Here is an 18,273-nt window from a genome sequence, read left to right as displayed (position 1 = left end):
CTAGTTTTTTGTTGCCATGACAGCGTCAATTGCAAGAATCAATGCCATTATGGAAATTTCATGCTTTTCATCTTCTATATCCAGCATATACGAATCTCCCCATGTCATCCATTCCTTATGCATGCTTGCAATCTGATTTCCGCTGTCCATGTCTGTTATATTATATTCATGTGCCCACAAATCTCCATTTGTTACCCAGTTTTTTCCTACTATTTCATATTTTGGTTTCAAAAAACTGAATTTTTTATGAATTTCGGCAATTTTTTCTCCCTTTACATATACAAAAAATTTAGGCATAAGATTCATCAGCTTCTGTTCTATATATGCAACTTCCTCTTTCTCCATATTATATATATAAAATTTTTTACCAAGTGAAAGTAACTTTCCTTCAACAAAGTACTTGTCATTTCCCGCTTCATCCTTTACTGTAAATTTGTCCTTGATTGTAAATACCTTCTGCTTAATATAAAGTTTCATAATACTTCTTCTCCCTTCAGTTCCCCATTTATATTTAATCTACTAAAACCTTTTTATTAAAAATATTTCCTGTTGTTACCTATTTCCCATGTGATGACAGTTCGCTTACCAATGTTGAGCCTAGAATAAGTGCTCCTCCAATAATTGTAAATATATCAGGTTTTTCCCTTAAAACTATTATTGAAAGAAAAATAGCAACGATTGGGTCTATATAGCTGAAAATAGCTATTGTATGTGCCTTAAGTTCCTTTATTCCTGAAAAATAAAGTCCATATGTTATTCCTGTATTTACAATCCCTACAACTCCCAGCAATATAATTGTCATAAAACTGAAAGTCAGTTTTCCCACATCCTGAGTCAGGAATGTATAGGGTGCCAGTACCATTACCGCCATTCCCAGCTGCATGATGGTCATTGCATAGGAAGATATCTGTTTCAGATGTTTATTCAGAATAACCACTGTTGCATATATTGCCGCGGCTCCTATCCCGAATATTATCCCTGTCATCTGAAGATTTTCCAGTCCCCCTTTTTTAAGGACTCCCGAGACAAAAATCATTCCCACAAGAGCTACCGCTACACATACTGCCTGTTTTAATGACAATTTTTCCTTCAGTATAAAAGGAGAAGCAATAATAACAAAAACAGGTGCCAGATAATAACATAAAGTCGCTATTGCAACCGTTGTATGATGATATGCTTCAAATAGGAAAATCCAGTGTATTCCGATAAGCATTCCCGATAGACATAAAATTATCAGATTATTTTTTATCTCATCAAATGAAATCTTTATTTTCTTAATTCCTGTAAAAATTATCAGAAACAATGTACCGATAATTCCCCTTGCAAGTGCTATTACACTTGATGGCAGCGGAATATTCCTTACAAATATTCCAATTGTTCCAAAAATAAACATTGCGGCCATAAGCCTTATTTTGGCATTTTTCTCATTTTGTCCATTATCCTGTCTTTCCATGATGATGTCCTTTCGTATTCTATCTTCCTTTGTGTTTTTCTCTTCGCAAAGTTATTATATAATACTTTTATACTATTTTTCAATTTTTAATTTTATTTTTTCCAAATAAGCTGTTAAATAAAAAATGAGACTACTCTTATTTTTTCATCTTCAAAGTATTCTCATTTTACTTATCTATTTGTTTCCACCAAAGAATTTTCCAACCATTCCCATTATATCATCCATTACATTTCCATCTTTATTTGCATCCAGAAGATTTGTAACAACATCCATAATTCCTGATGCTCCCGCTTCTGATCCAAAATTTGATGCTAAATATTCAATTCCTAAATTTTCTTCTGCTGTTCTATGACTTTCTGGTGATACAGTTAAAAAAATTATTATTTCCATATTATTTCTCCATTATTATTTCTGTCTTAAAAAATCTTTCTTGAAACTCTACAAGAGCTTTTATTTGATCACTTGAATATTTTTTATCCTCCGCAGTAACAATTAATTTATTTTCTATATCATCTACTCTGTAAATTATCGCCCGACATACTCCTTCAAATTCTTCTAATGGATCAAACTCCCCTAAAATATAAACATCTATTTCTTCACCGTCTTCACTTTCAGTATTAGGAATATAACCATAATTTAAAGAATAAATATACTCGTATTCCGGATGTTTATCTCCTAATTTTCTATCTACTTTCACTTTTATTTTTTGATTTAGATAATTTTTATAATTTAATAACTTCCTTTTTTTTATTATTTCAATAATTCGATTTATTGAAGAAAAATTTTCAAAAATTAAATCTTCATCATCAAATTTTATTTTATAACTTTCTTCTAAATCTACTATTAATCTTATAAATTCTAATGAATCTACTATAATATTTTCTTCCTCATCTTTTATTTTATTTTTTTTCAGTATTTTTAATATATTCTTTTTCATTTCATTTACACCTTTATTTTAATTTTGCCAGTGACCGTTCTTTCAAATCTTTTTATAATTTCTATTTTGTCTGGTATCTTGTAACTAGAAAATTTAATTTTTAAATCATTTAAAGCTCTATCTTTTCTTATATTATTTCCATCTCCTTCTATTATTAATATTAATTCTTTTTTTTTAATTAATAAAGAATTTAAATGATACTTATCTTTTAAATAACTTTCAATTTCTTCTAGACACATTTGAAATCCTCTATTTTTTATAATATTATTTTTTCTTCCTAATAATATCAAATCTTTCTTTTCATTAAAATAACCTATATCTCCTGTCTTTAACCATTTTTTCTCAAATAATATATTTCTTCTATTCCAATTGTCCCAAAAATAAACATCGCCGTCATAAGCCTTATCTTGGCACTTTTTTCATTTTGCTCATTTTCCTGACTATCCATTTTGATGTCCTTTCATGTTCTATCTTCCTTTGTGTTTTTCTGTTTTTTTCTGCTGTTTTATTTGAAATTTACGTTTTTTTCTGCTTCTCTTTGCTTTCTGTTATTCTTTTTCTTTTCAATTTTATTTTTTTCATGTTCTAACTTTAATATTTCCTGGGATTTTGTACTTATTTTCCCTTTTTTAATAGTTTTACTTATCTCTTTTTGAAGTCTTTTAGGATTAATTATTTTTTCTTTTATATTAATTGAAACAGTATCACTAAATTTTAGATTGTCATACTTTTTCAAAATAAAATCATAAATTTGATAATCTTTTGGTTCAGAGCCAAAAGTAACTTTATAAACAGACAACTTATTATCTGTTATTTTTTCAAATATTCCTATCCAAAAAGGGTCTTCAAAAAATACAGTAAGTTTCCCTGAAATTTTACCCATAATAATAGTTCCTCCTTAAAATTTAATGAGCAAAGAATGGACGACCCAAGGAGGAAGGTTACTTACAGTTTTAACTGTGTCCAGACTACCAACTGGAACTGTATAATTAAAATACGTTGTGTTTTTATCTTCGCAAAGTTATTATATAATATTTTCATGTAATATTTCAATTTTTAATTTTATTTCTCACAAATAACTTGTTAAATAAAAAATGAGAGTACTTTTATCTTCCCGATTTTAAGTATTCCCATTTTACTTATCTATTTACTTCCACCAAATAATTTTCCAACCATTCCCATTATATCATCCATTACATTTCCATCTTTATTTGCATCCAGAAGATTAGTAACTGCTTCCATAATTCCTGAAGCTCCTGCTTCTGAGCCAAAATTTGATGCAAGCATGGAAGTAAGATTTCCTATTCCTTCTGCATCCAAATTATTCTGCTTTTTTTGCTGTCCCAGCATTCCCATAAGAACTGGTGCAAGCATCTGCAACATTTTCATGCTTCCATTTGAATCCAGTCCGCTTGACTGTGAAACTGCATTTGCAACATTTGATGTCTGGCTTCCAAATAAATGATTTAATATACCTGCTCCATCTTTTAAATCAGGATTGCTTAAATATCCTGACAAATTATTAAGAATTGAACCATCATGTTTTGTTTCCAGTGCATTATTTAATTCCTGAGCACCTTTTTCTGTTCCTGTATTTTTGCTCAATGCTGTCAGCATTGCCGGTAATGCAGCCATTACTCCATTTTTTACCTGTCCTTCATTTCCTCCAACCTGTTCTGCAAGCTGACCTAAATCCTGCCCTTGCAGCAGGCCTAATAATGCTTCTAAATTCATATTTCATCCTTTCCGTCTAATTTTATTATATTACTGTGCAGAAAATATAAGTGCTCCTGTTTTTTCTATTTTAACAGAATATGTAATCCCATTTTTATATTTTGCAGAATTTGAAAGCTTATCTTCCTTTATATCAGATAAAAGCCCTGCATATATTGCCCTTGCTTCATCTTCTGCTATTCTTTTATCTGAAACTTCAATCAAATTTACAACCATATCTTCAATCATAGCAAGATCAGAGTTATTTACAACTCCAACCTTTAATACAAGGCCTTTTATATCTATTCCCTGATAGGATATTGTATAATTACTGTCTGCTTTTGAAGGAATTTCTGCCATGTAAAAATTCTGATTTTCATATTTCAGATTTTCAAATTTATCAAGTTTAATTTTATTTTCTTTAGAAATTATTTCAAAATCACTTATTACTCTCTCTATTGACTTATCTTTAAAAGTTGCCAGCTGTTCCTCAGACTGTTCTGTATTACTTTTATTTTCTACGTTACTTCCTTTGTTTTCTTTTTTTCCGCACGAAAGAAGAATCAACATTAAAAAAAACGCTATAAGCCATTTTTTTTTGCTTTTCATTTTACCACCCATCCGTTTTATCTATATTTGTAGTGTAATTATACTATATTAAAACAAAAAGAAAGATTATTTTTCATATGATTTTTCTTATAATTGACTATAAACCGAAAAAATAAATTCAACATAGTTATCCTTTAAAATCTATCTTTTCTTTATATGATGTTCTATTATAAGACTTCTTCCGTTTTCTAATTCTGATATTTATATAATAAAAAGACTATTAAAAGTAAATTTTCTCATTCTTTCAATAGTCCATAAAATTTTATTTTTCTATTCTTGTATAAGGCATTAAAGCTATTTGTCTTGATCTCTTTATAGCTTTTGCTATTTTTCTTTGAATTTTAGCTTCCAGACCTGTAACTCTTGCAGGTGAAATCTTACCTTTATCATTCATAAAATTTTTCAATAAATCTACATTTTTATAATTTATATCTTCTACTTTAAATTTTACTTTTGGTCTTCTTTTTCTTCTTTTAAATTCAGTAGTCGGTTTCATACCGTTGTCACCTCCTGTTTTTTTCCTGATTAAAATGGAAAATCATCATCATCCATTATTTCGTCATTGTCGTTATTATTATTATTTGCAAATGAGTTTTCAGATTTTTTTGGCTGCGTATAAGAACTTTGTCCTCCTGTAGAATTTACAGTATCTACAAATTCAAACTTGTCTACAATTACTTCTGTTGACCATCTTGTTTCACCATTTTTTTCATAACTGTTGACACTTAATCTTCCCTGAAGAGCGATCCTTCTACCTTTTCTCAGGTACTCAGCTATTGTCTCAGCAGTTTTTCCCCAGGCAGTACAGTTAATAAAATCTGCTTCCTCTCTGTTAAATTCTCTACTTACAGCTACAGTAAATTTACTGAAAGCTTTTCCTGATTGTAAGTAACTCATTTCAGGATCTCTTGTTAATCTTCCCATTAATGTAACATGGTTCATAATTTTACCCCCTCGAAAATTTTAATTTATTATAAATTAAATTATAACCCCCGTCTATTTATGATTAGTCATTTTTAACTATCATATATTTTAATATTGATTCTGTAATGTTTAATTTAGCTTCTACTTCAGTTAATCCTGTTCCATCCATTTGGAATAAAGTAAGAACATAGTACCCATTTTCTTTTTTCTTTATAGGATAAGCTAATTTTCTTTCTCCCCAAACTTCTGTTTTAATTTCTACAGCTCCTGCTTTAGCTAAAGTATCTTCAACTAATTTTACTCCAGCTTGTTTTTCTTCATCAGTTAACTGTGTAGAAAGTATAAACATAATTTCGTAATTTCTCATTTCTTTCTCCTTTCCTTCGGCTTTTTAGCCCTATCTAAAATAGAGCAGGTCTTTTTATTTTATCAAAAATATTGAATAAAATCAAGATAATATTTTATTCACCATATGTGAATTTAAATTTTGCTTACTTTTTTACCTTTTTTCTATATTTTTTATTCTAAATTCTGCTCAAAGAATGACGGTACAATGTACTCTCCCTGTCCTGATCTCTTTTTATCTTCATGATTTGTTTCTGCTTTTCCTACATTTTCAGGTTCATTGTTATTCTGTCCATCATTATTTTCAGAAGTCTCTTCTTTTTCTAACTTTTCCTTTGGAGCTTCATTTTCCTGAAAATCTGTTGCTATCAATGATACTCTGAAATATCCTTTAGGTTTGTCAAAATTAGCCTGACTTTCTTCTGTCTCGTTTTCATCTTTTTCAAGTATTGCTCCCCAGATAAGAGTTGCTTCTGCATTTCCTGTTTTCTTATATATTGTTTCTGATACTTCTGTTACTTCATCAAGTCCCATATCTTCACCAGATGTTATATTTAACAATATTTTTCTTGCACCTTCTATTGATTTTTCAAGTAATGGACTGTTTAAAGCCTGCTCTGTTGCAGCCTTCGCTCTTCCATCTCCACTTGCTTCCCCAAATCCAAGCATTGCAATTCCTGAATCTTTCATTACTGTCTTTACATCAGCAAAGTCAAGGTTTACAAACCCCTGTTTTGTTATAAGGTCTGATATTCCTTTTATCCCTATTCTCAAAACATTATTTGCTTCCTTAAAGGCATTTTTCAGTGAAATATTTATTTTTGGTAATTTATACAACTGCTGGTTAGGTATCACAATTAGAGTGTCTACAAATTTCTTCAGATTTTCTACTCCTTCATCAGCATTCTTTCTTTTAAAAGGCCCTTCAAAATCAAAAGGTTTAGTAACTACAGCTACAGTAAGTATTCCCATGCTTTTAGCTATTTCAGCAACAACTGGAGATGCACCTGTTCCTGTTCCTCCACCCATTCCTGCTGTGATAAATAACATATCTGTTCCTTCCAGAACCTGTTTTATTTTTTCTTCTGATTCTTTTGCCGCAATACGCCCCTTTTCAGGTATAGCTCCTGCACCTGTTCCTTTTCCTAACAATACTTTTGTCTGAGTTTTAGATCTGTTCAAGTCCTGCAGGTCTGTATTTATAGCTATAAATTCTACTCCTGTAATTCCGCTTTCCAGCATATCATTTACTGCATTGCCTCCAGCTCCACCTACTCCTACTACCTTCAGCTGTGCAACGTTAGATGTTATTTCTTCCATTTCTTCTAATATATTGGTATTGTTAAAAGAATTCTCCATTCTGTTATCCTCCTGAATTATTTTACATTAAAATATTTAAATCTTATATCTATGTACTGGATTGCCTGATCGCTCTTTATTTTTTTGTAGGATTTATATATTTCATCGTACTTTTTTTCATTTACTAATGTATCTGTTATAATCTTTACTCCATCTATAAGTACTAATTCATACTTATTTTCCTTCTGATCATCTGATTTTTTTATTTCTGATATCATATCATACAAATCTTTATTTTTTATTTTAGAAAGTATAATTTTCATATCCTTCTTTGATTCTTCATTTTTATAAGTTACGGTTGGTATCCCTTGAAGTTTCACTTCATTCATATATCCAAACAGGTTTAAGTCACTGTCAGCTAAAAATTTATCACTTCCATTGTCTGCATATACGTAAAGTTTCCGTTCCTCTATATTTATCTTAAGCTTACTTGGAAATATCTTCTGAATTGTGACACTTTTTACTCTTGCATCTTCCTTTATCATTTTTTCCAGTTTTTTTGTATCAATATAGACGATGTTCTCACCTTTCAGCTTCTCAAGTTTACTTACAATATCTCTTTTCAGCAGTGCGTTATCTCCAGTAACTGGAATTTCCCTAATTTTGAAATAATCAGTCTGGATAAACCACTTACCAAAATAAATCCCACTTATTATTAAACCGAATACAGCCAAAGTTTTTATTGTTTTTTTCATAATTTACTCCACAACATTATTTTTATTATACACTTTTTTTCAACATTATTCAATTACTTTATAAAAAAATAATTAATTTTTATAAAATTTATTTTTTTTTGGTTTAATTATTTTTCAAAATAATTATTTCTGTTTCCAGATTAATATTAAATTTTTCAGAAACTACTTTTTTTACATGGGCTATAACTTCCATTACATCAGAAAATTTAGCATTTCCCAGATTAATTATGAAGTTAGGATGTTTAAAAGCAACCTGTGCATCACCCACTCTGTATTCTTTCAGCCCTGCATCAGATATAAGCTGTGCCGCAAAAGTTCCTTCAGGATTTTTAAATGTACTTCCCAAGTTTGGATAATCAAGCGGATGCTTAGTTTCCCTCTGATTTCTCTTATCTTCTGCACATTCCTTGTCAAAACCTCTTTTAAATTTAAATAATGCAGAAACTACAATCCATTTTTTTTCTTTGATTTCTGTAGTTCTATATTTAAATGTCAGTTCTGATTTTTTTAATTTCCTAATTTCCCCTTCAGAATCGCATATTTCAACTTCTTCAATACAGTCAAAAATTTCAGTACCGTAGGCCCCTCCATTCATATTTACAAGTCCTCCCACTGAACCGGGAATTCCTGTTATATTTTCCAGCCCTGTATAGTCATTTTTTTCCATGTAGTCTATCAGATCATCAAGATCAAGACCTGCTTCCACTCTGACTAAATCATATTCATCTGTTTTTTCCTCAACTGTTATATTTTGAAAGTTTTTAAGAGATATAAAACTTATATCCAAGTATCCATCATCAATCAGAGTATTTGTTCCATTTCCTAAAAAATATACTCTATCCCTTGTGGATAAAACTTCCTTAAATTCATTTCTATCTTCGATAAATATTAATTCCTTGGCTGTCCCTCCGACTTTCATGTGTGAATATTCTTTCATTTCAACGTCTTTAAGAATTCTCATTTAACTAAAATCTCCTTATTTTAATCTGTCTATTATATCATGGGCCAATTTTGAAATACTTCCTGCTCCCATGAATATATATGTATCATCAGTTTCCCTGTTATTTCTTATCATTTCTTCTATTTCAGCTTCGCTGCATACTCTTGCCCCGTTACCTATTTTTTCAGCAAGAGATTCAGAAGTGACACCATATGTGTTATCTTCACTTGCCGCATAAATTGGTAGTAAAACCAGATTATCAATTCTTCCTAATGCTTTTGCAAAATCATCAAAGAAAAATTTTGTTCTGCTATATCTGTGTGGCTGGAAAATCAATGTTATTTTCCCTTTTTCTGTTTCCTGTGCCGCATCAATAGTTACTTTTATTTCTGTTGGATGATGTGCATAATCATCTATTATTCTTATATTATTATCATAAATTACCTGATATCTTCTATTTGCCCCCTTGAAATTAAGTAATCTTTCCTTAACAGTTTCCATATTACAGTTCATTTCATGTGCAAGATATATAACCGGAAGCGAATTTGAAACATTATGCTCTCCAGGAATGGAAAGTTCAAATTCTCCTAAATTCTTACCATTTTTTATTACTTCATATTTTGTATGTCCGTCAATAACTCTTATATTTGTTGCAAATATATGTGCATCTTCCCTTTTTACACTGTACCATATTATATTTTTATTTTTTATGTTAAGTTCTGGTATTTCAGCACAGTCTTTACAAAGAAGAGCTAACTTTTCAGTACTGTCAATAAATTTTTCAAAAGATCTCTTTATATTTTCATAAGTTCCATGATGTTCAAGATGATCCGGCTCCACATTTGTAACAACAGAATACTTAGGCTTTATATACAGAAATGAGTTATCACTTTCATCTGCTTCAGCGATAAAATATTCTGAATTTCCTATTTTACTGTTACTGTTAATTTCAGGAATTATACCACCAACAACGATAAAAGGATCCTTTTCCAGAAAAGCCACGCTCATCATTGAGCTTGTAGTAGTTTTCCCATGAGTTCCTGCAACGGCAATTCCTTCAAATTTATTCATTATTTCTGCAAGAAGCTGTCCTCTTTTTATCTTTTTTATATTATTTTCCACAACATATTTATATTCAGGATTTGTTTCCCTTATTGCAGTAGAATAGACAAATAAGTCTATTCCTTTATCCTTAACATTTTCCTCAACCTGACCTATATATATTTTAATTCCCATTTCTTCCATTTCCTGAGTTATGGCTTTTCTTTCAAGATCTGAACCTGCCACATTATAACCTTCCTTTACAAGAATTTTTGCAAGTCCACTCATTCCTATACCGTTTATTCCACTGAAATAAACATTTCTGACATTCGTTAACATCTCTGCCTCTCTTCCTCTATTTTATATGTTATTATAGTCCCATTTCATGTATTATTGTATCAGCCGCATTACCTTTTTTAAGTTTTCTTATATTTTCCTTCATAAATTCCAGCATTTCATCCTGTTTTACAAGAGTCATTGCTTCCTCGACCGCCTTATCCGCAGTTTCATTTGTAAATATCTTTGCTCCGTTCACATATTCCAGAACATCAGCATTTTCCTTCTGACCAACAAAATCATAAGGAATCAATATTGACGGTTTTTCCAGCTGAATAAGCTCAGAAATAGTTGAAGCTCCTGCCCTGCATATTACTAAATCTGATGCAGACATTATATCTGCAACATTGTTAAAATAAGGTTTAACTACTGAATTACCAAAATTTTTCATTCTGTATGTATTTTCTTCAAAATTATCCTTTCCTGTTCCCCAGAATAATTTTATTTTTTCATCAGATATTATTTTTTCCCAATTTTTTATAACTGCTTCATTTATACTTTTAGCTCCCAGGCTGCCTCCAATTACAAGAATAACCTTTTCATCTTCTCCTATTTCAAGATTTTTTCTTTCTTCATTTTTATCTTTAGTGTAAAATTCTTCTCTTAACGGGTTACCAGTTACAACAAATTTTGTTTTATACTTTTCAGGTATGTGGTTCAGTGTATTTTCAAAAGCTATAAATACTTTTCTGGCCCATTTGTAAAAATATTTATTTGCCTGACCCATTGTACAGTTCTGTTCCTGTAGATAGTAAGGTATTCTCAATACTATCGCCGCCACAAGAACAGGTATTGTTATATAATTTCCAAAACCTATTATTTCTGTAGGTTTTTCCTTTTTCAATATTCCTATTGTTTTAAATATAGCACCTGCCATTTTAAAAAAAGAAATTATGGATCTTAAAGGTAGTACATCAAGTCCTATAAATTTAAAGTTTTCATTTGGCACCAGTTCCTTTTCCATTCTATGCTTTGTTCCTATAAATAATACTTCCGTATTTTTTTCCCTTAATTTTCTTGCAATAGATAGGGCAGGATATATGTGCCCTCCTGTTCCTCCTGTTGTAAATACTACTTTTTTCATATTATTTCTCCACTTCTTTCTTTTTTGTAATTTAAAACTTAAGCTTCCTGATTTTCTTCCTGAATTCTTTCTTTTTTCAGTCTTTCCTGTTCCTCTTCTGCATATAATGATTTTATAATGTTATACACTATTCCCAGTGCGGCCATTGTTACAATTGTCGTACTTCCTCCATAACTTAAAAGTGGTAAAGGTATACCGGTTGAAGGTACTATATTTGACACAACAGCTATATTTCCCAGTATTTGGGAAGAAAACATTACAAATATTCCTGTCAGAATATATTTAGCATATCTATCCTTTTTTTCAACTAACGTTATTAAAATTACAGACAGCAGGACAATATAAATCAGAAGGAGAATTATTGAACCTACAAATCCCATTTCTTCCGCATACCCTGCAAATATATAATCTGTATGAATTTCCGGAAGATAGAAAAACTTCTGCAATCCATTTCCATAAAATTTACCAATAAGTTTTCCGCTTCCTATTGCTATAAGTGATTGTTGTGCCTGATAGTTCAACTCAGGTGATTTAAATCCTATAAACCTTTTCATCCTGTACGGCGTACTCATTATACTTATCATTCCGGCAAATCCTGCCGCTAAGAGCAACGTAAGAAACTGAGCTATGTTCACTCCTGAGACAAATATCATTGCCATACCTATAAAAGCTATCTGAACCGTGCTGCTGAATGCTTTTTCAGCTATAATAAGAACTACATATACCAGTAACGGAATTAACTGTCTCATAAAAAAATTAAATTTTTGAGTGTTTATTTTTTTTCTTTCACAGTAATCTATTATTCCAGCCAGAAATATTATTATTATTAATTTTGCCAGTTCCGACGGCTGCATCCTGAATCCTCCCAATGTAAACCATCTTCTAGCTCCATTTACTTCCTTCGAAAAAAGAACCGCTATAAGAAGTGCAGCACCTATTAAATATAAATATCCCTTTATTTTTTTATACCATGTATACTTAAATTTTGATGTTATCCAAAAAGCCAACGTTCCAAACCCAAACCAGATAATCTGCTTCGTTACAAAATAATAATTATTTTTATAGTCCTTATATCCTTTTGGAAAACTTACGCTTGCTATCATGGCGATACTCAGCCCCATTAAAATTATCATTACAATTATAAGGGTTGTTCCTAACATTCTTTTATTTTTCAATTTTTTCTCCTATTATTATTCATTATTATCATAAAAGCTATTATTATCCCAAAACCTTTACTGTCAGTTCCTTAAAGACGTTTCCCCGATGCTCAAAATTTTTAAACTGACAGAAACTTGATGTTGCCGGCGAAAATAATACTGTCTGCTCTTTAGAAAAATCCATATTTTTCTTAAAATAGTCAAGTATATTTTCTAAAGTTTCCATATTTCTATAATTTTTATACCCCACTTCTTCCATATCCTTTATAAGAAGAGGTGCATTATCTCCTATCAGATAGACACTGTCAACTCTTTCCTTTATTCTTTCAACCAGTTCCCTGTTGGATATTTTCTTATCATCTCCTCCTAAAATTAATATAATGGAGTTATCAAAAGAATCTATCGCCTTTAATGTTGACTCAACATTAGTTCCTTTTGAATCATTTATAAAAACTGTTTTCCCTTTGATGAAAAAGTTTTCAAGACGATGTTCCAGAGCCTTTGTTGTTTTTAAAAATTCAACCGTTTTTTCATCAGGTATTCCCAGTATCTTTGCCGCTCCTATTAAAAACAGCATATTTTCAAGATTATGGCTTCCTTTTAATGAAAGTTCCCTAACAGGTATAAGGGCTTCTGCATATTCATGAATATCTTCATTTTTCACTTCATCCGCTTTTTTTTCAAGATTTTTCATTGTATAGACTATTCCATCCATAACAAATACATTACCCTTTTTTTCTTTGCTTAAATAAATTTTTTCCGATTTTATATTTTTCCATAATTCTTTTTCATCATATAACTTCTTAAAAACTTCATCATCCAGATTAATAAGTGCAAAATCCTGTTCTGTCTGTCTGGAAAAAATATTGAATTTTGTAATGTAATATTCTTCAACAGAATCATATCTTGCAAGATGATCCGGAGTAAGGTTTATTATTCCAGCTATGTGTGAATGTATCTGCGGGTTGTTTTCAAGCTGATAGCTGCTTAATTCCAGAACAATATATTCAAGTTCTTCTTCATCAGCTACAAGCTTTGCAAAAGAGAATCCTGCATTTCCTGCAAGTCTAGCCTTTTTTCCTGCATATTCCAACAGTTCATACATTTTAGTGGCTGTCGTTGTTTTACCATTTGTTCCTGTAAAAGAAATGACCTTTATGTTTTTATCCATATACTTATACGCCAGATCTATTTCTGAAATTATCTTTATATTTTTATCTTTAGCCTTTACAAGTAATTCCACTTTCCATGGAATTCCAGGACTTTTTACGATAAATTCTATCTTTTCCTTATCTAAAAGTTCCATTGCCTCACTTGAAGGCATTCCATTTTTATCATCTACCAGATATACTTCATAACCTTTTTTTTCTAATAATTCTTTGGCTCCAAGTCCACTCAGTCCTGCACCAAATACTACCGCCTTTTCCATTTTTACTTTCCTCTTTTCATTATACAGTCTTTTTCCCCATGATTTAAACTAATCTGAATATTATATGACTTTATTGTTGCGGTTTCTGTCATAATTATAAAGTTTTTATATTATAAAATTTACATTCCTATCTTAATTTCAATATTACAAATGTCAGAAGACACGTCATAATAGTTACAATCCAGAATCTGATAGTAACTTTTGTTTCAGGTATTCCCAGCATTTCAAAATGGTGATGTATAGGCGCCATTCTGAATACTCTCTTTTTAAATGTTTTATAGTGCCAAACCTGTATCATTACTGAAAGTGCTTCCATGATAAATATAAATCCTGCTATCGGCAGTAACAGTTCCTGTTTCAGGAATATAACTATTATTCCCAATATTCCACCTAATGTAAGAGATCCTGTATCTCCCATGAACATTTGTGCAGGATAGAAATTATACCATAAAAACCCAATTAACGCTCCAATAACTGAAGCAAGATACACGGTAATTTCAGCACTTTCCCTTACATAATACAAATTTAAGTATTTTGCATATTCATAATGCCCTGTCAAGTAAGTTATTATAAGTAATGTAACACTTACTACTATAATCGGTCCACTTACAAGTCCATCAAGACCGTCTGTAAGATTTACTGCATTTGAAGATCCTATTATAACAAAAAGCATAAATACAAAGAATAATACTGGTGTTATATATAGGAATGATCCTTTTATAAGAGGGTTTACTATTGAAAAATCCAATGTCTTATTTATTACCCCATACTTACAGATAAATGCAAAAGTAAGTCCTGTAATTATAAACTGGCCTAATATTTTTTTCTTTCCTGAAAGTCCATTCTTATGTTTCGTAAGTTTCAAATAATCGTCATAAAATCCTATTGTAGTAAATAAAATTGTTATAATAAACAGAAAAATAATAAATTTATTTGTAAAATTACCTGCTATCAGTGTAGAAAAAATTATTGCACCTATTATTAAAAGACCTCCCATCGTTGGCGTTCCAGATTTACTGAAATGTGACTGGGGTCCTTCTTCCCTTGCAGTATCTCCATATTTTTTCTTCTTCAGCCATTTAATAAAAGGCTTTCCAAAAATAAGCATAAATACAAATGCTATTATAAAAGCTATTGAAGCTCTTATTGTTATTGACTTAAATATTCTTAAAACTCCCCAATTATTTATAAATAATGATTGTAATAAATATAACATCTCATCTTATGTGGTAATCTAAATTTGTCTACGATTCCACATAGCTCCTTTCCATAGTTTATTTAATAATTATATATTTCTATTCCATAACCTCTTCCAGTTTCATTCCTCTTGAAGCCTTAATCAATACTACCTTTTCCTCTTTTATCCCTTCCAGTTTTTCCTTTATCTGTTCTTTACTTTCAAAATATTCTGTTTCAATTTTTTTAATATTTTCATTATTAGAATTTTCCCTTATTCTGTCATATAGAAATCTCATTCTTGGACCATATAGATAAAGTCTATTTAAATTAGTATTTACTATTACATCAAAAATTGAAGCATGTAATTCCCCTTCCTGCTCACCAAGTTCAAGCATATCACCGATTACTGCTATTTTTTCCCTGTCATTGTATATTTTTGAAAATGTCTCTAAAGATTTCTTCATAGACATAGGACTTGCATTATATGCATCATTTATATATGTTGTTTTCCCTTTTGTAATAATTTGAAATCTCATATTTGTTAAAACTATATCTTTTACAGCTTTTTCTATTTCTTCATCTCCTAAAGCCATCTCTTTTGCTACAGAAACAGCTATAGTTAAATTTAAAATATTATGTTCTCCTAATACATTCGTATTATAAAACTTATGAGTCCATTTTTTACAGTTTTCATCAAAATATTCCAACGTAAACTTTGTCTCAACTTCATTGAAATCAATATCTCCATAATAAAAATCATTATTTGATTTAACTGACTTTTTAATATTTTCCATATGATTTTTATCATTTCCCATATTTAAAATTTTTACTGTTTTTAATCCATTTTCCTTCAGACTATTTTCATCAATATCCTTAAGATATTCATCATCGCCATTTATAACTAATGTTTCCTTTGTATGAGGAATTATTTCTGTTTTTGCCTTAAATACATTTTTCTTTGTTTTCAGAAACTCCAAATGAGATTCTCCAATATTTGTTATTACACTTATATCAGGTGAAGAAATTTTTCCAAGAAGGTCTATTTCTCCAAAACCGCTCATACCCATTTCAAGTATAATAAAATCATCACCTTTTTCCGCACGCAACAAAGTGAAGGGTAATCCAATATGGTTATTATAATTCCCTTCTGTTTTTTTACCTTTATATTTTACAGATAAAAGATGATATATCATATCCTTCACTGTTGTTTTTCCATTACTTCCTGTTATCCCAATTACCTTTAAATTGAGATTTTTACGCCACTTTTCTGCAAATTCCTGTAAAAATTCTACACTGTCATTTACATAAAAAGCTTTTTCTTTAAACTTTTCTTCAATTTGAATATCTTTATCATCGTAAACTACATATGCCCCTTTTTCAAGAGCTTCCCCCGTAAACTTATTTCCCCCTCTTATTGCTACAAATAAATCATCTTTTTCAACTTCTTTAGAATTCATTATAATTCTTTTTATATTTATAAATTTTTTATCACATTCACACTTTACAATTTCACAAAATATATCTTTCCTATCCATAAATTATCTCCAATAAATACATTGTTATATTATAAGATTATAGCATTTGAAATTCTTTTTTTCAATATATTTGGAAGATTTTTATAAAAATTTTGAACTACTCGGAAGAACTTCTCCAAATAACAATATTCATATTTAAATATCAATACATTCTTAGCTAATTTTACCTATTTCATCACATATATAACTAACTAATAACTTATTTTTTCATTAATAAATCTGCAAATTCATTAATATTTTCCACAACTAAGGACTTCAGTCCATAATCTGCTAATTTAGAAATATTTTCCAGACCATATCCAGTTTTTACCATTACTGTCTTAAATCCTAATTTTTCAGCAGGAATTAAATCTGTTATTCTATCCCCCACCATAAAGGATTTCTCTACATCAATAGAAAATTCATTTATTGCCTTTAAAAAGTTCCCTACACTTGGTTTTCTACACTCACATTCTTTACGGTATCTCCCTTCCCCTTCAGGATGATGTGGACAGTAATATGTCTTTTCTATATCTATTCCTTTATTTTTTAAATCATCCATAATAAACTTTTCCAGCTTCAGGTAATCTCCTTCCGTATAATATCCCTTTGCAATGCCCGCCTGATTTGTTATAATCAGAAACCTATACCCTAACTTTTTCAACTTTTTTAAACCTTCAATTACACCCGTTTCATATTCAAAATCCTCAATCTTGTAAAGATAAGATTTTTCAATATTAATTACTCCATCCCTATCAAATATCACAAATTTATCATTTTTCATAAAAACACCTGTCATAATATAAATTTTAATTCTAAAATATCTTGATTACCTGTGAATACCCGTATATAAATTAGCAAATTAATTCTTTTCCCTCGCTAATAATTATCCAAATAATACGTATATTCTATTAATTCATCTTTCCTTTTTCCTTTTATTTTAATAGAAAAACAGAATCCATAGTCAAAAAACTGTACATCCCCAGAATAAGTATCAGAACCACATTCATAACTTTCTCTTAATACAAACTTATCATCAATAAATACAAATTCCAAAATTCTCTCATATCTATTATTTCTAAAATGATAAAAAACTAATTCATTTTTATTCATGTACCACATTTTTCTATCTTTAAGAATAAAATTTCTATTTTCATCATAATAATTTTCAATAAAAATCTCATCATAATAATAAATTTTATATCCATCAGAAAATGTTTCTGTAACTACTTTTGTATTTCCTATTCCTTTATAGTTCCAATCCATTTCAGAATTTTCCAAACTTCTGGATTTAAAAGAAAACTTTTTCATCCCTTTCAATATCTCAAAAAAATATAAAGTATCGTATTTCATGTCTATCCTATTCTCATTTAATCATTATCTAAATTTCCAATTTAAAACATTATAAATTAATTTAAATCTACCTACATATTCAGTATATCAAAAAAAGGTATTAAAATAAAGATAATAATAAAAAAAGAGTGATGACCCACTCCAGATTAACATTAAATACAAACTTTTAAAAACAAAAAAAGTTTGGCGACGACCGATTTTCCCT

At 29.8% G+C, this 18,273-nt stretch carries 21 protein-coding genes and 1 pseudogene; all 22 read right to left on the bottom strand.

The genetic code is table 11. The features are described from left to right. Positions 1-477, bottom strand: coding sequence for an LURP-one-related/scramblase family protein (locus tag HMPREF1984_RS04400; RefSeq protein WP_021766703.1), 477 nt, complete (start codon positions 475-477; stop codon positions 1-3). 79 nt (positions 478-556) lie between these two features. Then, positions 557-1,453 carry a DMT family transporter gene (locus HMPREF1984_RS04395; RefSeq protein ID WP_021766702.1) on the bottom strand — a complete coding sequence of 299 codons (897 nt, stop codon included), beginning with the start codon at positions 1,451-1,453 and terminating at the stop codon, positions 557-559. Positions 1,454-1,627: 174 nt separating this feature from the next. Beyond that, positions 1,628-1,843: a hypothetical protein gene (locus HMPREF1984_RS04390; protein ID WP_021766701.1), complete on the bottom strand. Its 216-nt coding sequence runs from the start codon at positions 1,841-1,843 to the stop codon at positions 1,628-1,630. Position 1,844: 1 nt separating this feature from the next. Further along, complete coding sequence (locus tag HMPREF1984_RS04385) at positions 1,845-2,390, bottom strand: inorganic diphosphatase (protein WP_021766700.1); 546 nt, start codon at positions 2,388-2,390, stop codon at positions 1,845-1,847. Positions 2,391-2,395: 5 nt separating this feature from the next. After that, positions 2,396-2,629 (bottom strand): hypothetical protein, encoded by a 234-nt coding sequence (locus HMPREF1984_RS04380; RefSeq protein ID WP_198011757.1) that lies wholly within the window; start codon positions 2,627-2,629, stop codon positions 2,396-2,398. Positions 2,630-2,857: 228 nt separating this feature from the next. Beyond that, positions 2,858-3,273 (bottom strand): annotated as a pseudogene (locus HMPREF1984_RS04375) (YjdF family protein). Between the two features lie 260 nt (positions 3,274-3,533). After that, the gene (locus HMPREF1984_RS04370; protein ID WP_021766696.1) at positions 3,534-4,124 is read right to left on the bottom strand and encodes a DUF937 domain-containing protein; all 591 of its coding nucleotides are present in this window, start codon (positions 4,122-4,124) and stop codon (positions 3,534-3,536) included. A gap of 30 nt (positions 4,125-4,154) precedes the next feature. Continuing rightward, positions 4,155-4,712 carry a hypothetical protein gene (locus HMPREF1984_RS04365; protein WP_036099770.1) on the bottom strand — a complete coding sequence of 186 codons (558 nt, stop codon included), beginning with the start codon at positions 4,710-4,712 and terminating at the stop codon, positions 4,155-4,157. Positions 4,713-4,974: 262 nt separating this feature from the next. Further along, positions 4,975-5,208: a 30S ribosomal protein S18 gene (rpsR, locus tag HMPREF1984_RS04360; RefSeq protein WP_021766694.1), complete on the bottom strand. Its 234-nt coding sequence runs from the start codon at positions 5,206-5,208 to the stop codon at positions 4,975-4,977. Positions 5,209-5,237: 29 nt separating this feature from the next. Then, positions 5,238-5,654 (bottom strand): single-stranded DNA-binding protein, encoded by a 417-nt coding sequence (locus tag HMPREF1984_RS04355; RefSeq protein WP_021766693.1) that lies wholly within the window; start codon positions 5,652-5,654, stop codon positions 5,238-5,240. A gap of 64 nt (positions 5,655-5,718) precedes the next feature. Continuing rightward, positions 5,719-6,003, bottom strand: a complete 285-nt coding sequence (gene rpsF / locus HMPREF1984_RS04350) for a 30S ribosomal protein S6 (protein WP_036099768.1) — start codon at positions 6,001-6,003, stop codon at positions 5,719-5,721. 152 nt (positions 6,004-6,155) lie between these two features. Beyond that, positions 6,156-7,340: a cell division protein FtsZ gene (gene ftsZ / locus HMPREF1984_RS04345; protein ID WP_021766691.1), complete on the bottom strand. Its 1,185-nt coding sequence runs from the start codon at positions 7,338-7,340 to the stop codon at positions 6,156-6,158. Between the two features lie 17 nt (positions 7,341-7,357). Beyond that, the gene (locus HMPREF1984_RS04340) at positions 7,358-8,035 is read right to left on the bottom strand and encodes a cell division protein FtsQ/DivIB (RefSeq protein WP_021766690.1); all 678 of its coding nucleotides are present in this window, start codon (positions 8,033-8,035) and stop codon (positions 7,358-7,360) included. A gap of 103 nt (positions 8,036-8,138) precedes the next feature. Further along, positions 8,139-8,996 carry a UDP-N-acetylmuramate dehydrogenase gene (gene murB / locus HMPREF1984_RS04335; RefSeq protein WP_021766689.1) on the bottom strand — a complete coding sequence of 286 codons (858 nt, stop codon included), beginning with the start codon at positions 8,994-8,996 and terminating at the stop codon, positions 8,139-8,141. Between the two features lie 15 nt (positions 8,997-9,011). Continuing rightward, complete coding sequence (murC, locus tag HMPREF1984_RS04330) at positions 9,012-10,355, bottom strand: UDP-N-acetylmuramate--L-alanine ligase (protein WP_021766688.1); 1,344 nt, start codon at positions 10,353-10,355, stop codon at positions 9,012-9,014. A gap of 31 nt (positions 10,356-10,386) precedes the next feature. Then, positions 10,387-11,436: an undecaprenyldiphospho-muramoylpentapeptide beta-N-acetylglucosaminyltransferase gene (gene murG / locus HMPREF1984_RS04325; RefSeq protein ID WP_021766687.1), complete on the bottom strand. Its 1,050-nt coding sequence runs from the start codon at positions 11,434-11,436 to the stop codon at positions 10,387-10,389. Positions 11,437-11,474: 38 nt separating this feature from the next. Beyond that, the gene (locus HMPREF1984_RS04320) at positions 11,475-12,611 is read right to left on the bottom strand and encodes an FtsW/RodA/SpoVE family cell cycle protein (protein WP_051314459.1); all 1,137 of its coding nucleotides are present in this window, start codon (positions 12,609-12,611) and stop codon (positions 11,475-11,477) included. A 43-nt stretch (positions 12,612-12,654) separates the two neighbouring features. After that, a complete protein-coding gene (gene murD / locus HMPREF1984_RS04315; RefSeq protein ID WP_021766685.1) occupies positions 12,655-14,022 on the bottom strand; it encodes a UDP-N-acetylmuramoyl-L-alanine--D-glutamate ligase in 1,368 nt (455 codons plus the stop codon). A gap of 127 nt (positions 14,023-14,149) precedes the next feature. Then, entirely contained in the window at positions 14,150-15,238 is a 1,089-nt protein-coding gene (mraY, locus tag HMPREF1984_RS04310) for a phospho-N-acetylmuramoyl-pentapeptide-transferase (protein WP_021766684.1), read from the bottom strand. A 79-nt stretch (positions 15,239-15,317) separates the two neighbouring features. Next, positions 15,318-16,736: a UDP-N-acetylmuramoyl-tripeptide--D-alanyl-D-alanine ligase gene (gene murF, locus HMPREF1984_RS04305; RefSeq protein ID WP_021766683.1), complete on the bottom strand. Its 1,419-nt coding sequence runs from the start codon at positions 16,734-16,736 to the stop codon at positions 15,318-15,320. Positions 16,737-16,935: 199 nt separating this feature from the next. Continuing rightward, a complete protein-coding gene (locus HMPREF1984_RS04300; protein ID WP_036099766.1) occupies positions 16,936-17,499 on the bottom strand; it encodes a D-glycero-beta-D-manno-heptose 1,7-bisphosphate 7-phosphatase in 564 nt (187 codons plus the stop codon). 95 nt (positions 17,500-17,594) lie between these two features. Next, on the bottom strand, positions 17,595-17,981 hold the full coding sequence (locus HMPREF1984_RS04295) for a DUF6314 family protein (RefSeq protein ID WP_156894244.1): 387 nt from the start codon (positions 17,979-17,981) through the stop codon (positions 17,595-17,597). Positions 17,982-18,273: the final 292 nt, after the last annotated feature.

This window comes from Leptotrichia sp. oral taxon 215 str. W9775 (genome assembly GCF_000469505.1).
GTDB lineage: Bacteria > Fusobacteriota > Fusobacteriia > Fusobacteriales > Leptotrichiaceae > Leptotrichia_A.
Note: the sequence above shows the minus strand (reverse complement) of the source record. Positions and strands in the feature narration are given on the sequence as shown.